At 61.2% G+C, this 2750-nt stretch carries 2 protein-coding genes; both read left to right on the plus strand.

Annotated features, from left to right (window positions below; all coding sequences use genetic code 11):
• Nucleotides 1-1761, plus strand: a 1761-nt coding sequence (locus tag VES88_08640; GenBank protein ID HYN81554.1) for a PQQ-binding-like beta-propeller repeat protein, incomplete at its 5' end; no start/stop codon positions are given.
• Between the two features lie 92 nt (nt 1762-1853).
• Nucleotides 1854-2192, plus strand: coding sequence for a hypothetical protein (locus tag VES88_08645; GenBank protein HYN81555.1), 339 nt, complete (start codon nt 1854-1856; stop codon nt 2190-2192).
• Nucleotides 2193-2750 lie beyond the last annotated feature (558 nt).

Consider the following 2750-nt stretch of genomic DNA (forward strand, 5'->3'; position numbering starts at 1 on the left):
ACCAACGAACCGACGCATACCCACGAACCAACGCATACCCACGAACCGACACTGAAGAAGCCGCGTAAACCACTCCGGCTGTGGCCCGGCGTGATCGCCGCGGCGCTGCTGGGGCTGGGCCGTTTTGTCGTTCCCATCGTCGCACCCGAGGCGGCCCTCTACGGGTTGCTCGGCGCTGCCTTGGGCATATTGGGTATTGTCGTGTGGTGGTTGTTCTTTAGCCGCGCGCGTTGGTTCGAGCGCTTGGGCGCCCTCGTACTGATGGTCGTCGCGTTGTTCGCTACATTCCGCATCGTCCACGTATCAATTGCGAATGGGGCCATGGGGTATTTGTTTCCTGTCCTGGCCGTCCCGGTTCTTTGCCTCGCCTTAGTAGCCTGGGCGGTGGCCACCCGTCGTCTTTCTGACAGACTTCGGCGCGCGTCGCTGTTGGTGACCATCCTGCTCGCGTGCGCAGTGTTCACGCTCATACGGACAGGTGGCTTCACAGCCAACTTCGATAACGATTTCGCGTGGCGGTGGTCGAAGACTCCCGAGGAGCTGCTCCTGGCCCAAGCCGGCGACGAGCCGACAAATCCTACGTCAGCTCCGGCAGCGGCGAAGACGGGAGCCGACTGGCCCGGTTTTCGCGGGCCCGGACGCGACAGCATCATTCGCGGCGTGCGGATCGAGACGGACTGGTCGAAGTCGCCGCCGGTCGAGCTGTGGCGCCGGCCGATCGGACCGGCCTGGTCGTCCTTCGCGGTCCGCGGCGACCTCCTCTACACCCAGGAGCAGCGCGGTGACGACGAGGTCGTCGCCTGCTACAACGTGACCACCGGCAAGCCGGTGTGGAGACACAGCGACGCGGCCCGGTTCTGGGAGTCGAATGGTGGCGCCGGCCCGCGCGGGACGCCGACCCTTAGCAACGGTCGCGTATACACATTTGGTGGGACCGGAATCGTGAACGCGCTCGACGCCGGTAACGGCGCCGTCATGTGGTCGCGCAATGCGGCGTCCGACACCCAGACGAAGGTTCCGGGCTGGGGTTTTGCGAGCTCGCCGTTGGTGATCGACGACGACGTCATCGTCGCCACCGCGGGTACGCTCGTCGCCTACGACCTGGCCACCGGCGAGCCGCGCTGGTTCGGCCCGAAAGGCGGCGGTGGCTACAGCTCGCCACATCTAGTGACGATCCATGGAGTCCCGCAGATTTTGTTGCTGAACGGAACTGGCGCGACCAGCGTTGCGCCATCCGATGGCAAGCGACTCTGGGAACACCCATTATCGAGCAACACCCGCATCGTGCAGCCGGCCCTGACCGCAGACGGTGACATTCTGGTCAACGACGGCGAAGGAAACGGCATGCGCCGCATTGCAGTCGCGCACGGACCCGGTGGATGGACCGTCGCAGAGCGCTGGACCTCGGAGGGGCTGAATCCCTACTTCAACGACTTCGTCGTTCATGATGGCCATGCCTTCGGCTTCGACGGCAGCAACATCGCGTGTATCGACCTCAAGGACGGCCAGCGCAAGTGGAAGGGCGGACGCTACGGTCACGGCCAGCTCGTCCTGTTGCCCGACCAGAACTTGCTGCTGCTGTTGTCGGAGGAAGGTGAGCTGGCGCTGGTCGGGGCAACCCCCAACCAGTTCACGGAGCTCTCGCGGTTCCCGGCGATCAAGGGCAAGACATGGAACCACCCGGTGCTGGCTGGCGATGTACTGCTGGTTCGCAACGGCGAGGAGATGGTCGCGTTCCGACTGTCCCTCGCGGGCCGCTGAAGGGAGTTGCCTTCGCGGCCATCGCGGCTGGGTGAATTGAATCACTGGACTCAGAAACCCTTACATTCTTGCTGCGAGGCGAACACCTGACTATGCCTGAAAGAATTGAGCGTGGCTTATGGCCTCATCCGCCGATCAAACTCGCAGATGTTGTGCGTCATCTTGCTAGAGTCCTTGAAGCCGAGAAATGGTTTCCGCGTGAGTGGAAGCCTGCTGTTCCAGGTGGAGCTGTTTGGGAAGGCGGCGTAATCGAGCGTCAATCACCATCGAGATATATCTATCGGGCGCAAAGACATCATCCTATTAATCCGAATTTGCTGGCAGAACAAACCGAGAAGACATTTACCTCATCGGAGGCTGCTGCTCATTTTTATCCGAAATGGGATTTGAATCTGCCGGGAGATTTAGATGGGTGGAATGTTGTCGCGTAGAAGCCGCCCAACGAATTAAGGATTCTTGTCGCGCGAGTCTTCGAGCCGCGACAAAATCGGGGGTTGAACTGAATCCGCGGGTCAAGTTACGTTGTTTGGAGTTTCAATGCCTTTTTGCGTGAGGTGAGTGGCGAGCTTGCTACTTCTGAGCCGGAGGATTGAGCCGCTTCGAGGCGGCCAGAAGCGCGGGGCTTTCCCCATCAGCACCTGAAAGCAGATCCCCTGGCCTCACAAAAGCAGCGCCAGACAGAGGAATAGCTGGGCGCCCTATTAATACAAGGAGCGCAGCAGGCGCTCAGCGATTACCCAAACCTCGAGCGAGTATCACCATCATCATCATGGGGGCACCTTGGGTTCCGGCGGCAGCACTTCAACAAGGAGCAACTGTCCAATGCCGCAGAGGGGACAGCGAGCGGGCGCCGACTGAAGAGCTTGTTCTGTAGGCGGAGTGTCAGGAGCGGAGTCGACGGCATTGGTAGTCGTCGAGGTGCTCAGCAGCGTGCGGGCGTGCTCGAGTTGCTCCCTACAGGTGGGACTCCAAATGCCGTAATACCTGAC

The sequence above is a fragment of the Gemmatimonadaceae bacterium genome (assembly GCA_035633115.1).
In the GTDB taxonomy this organism is placed as follows: domain Bacteria; phylum Gemmatimonadota; class Gemmatimonadetes; order Gemmatimonadales; family Gemmatimonadaceae; genus UBA4720.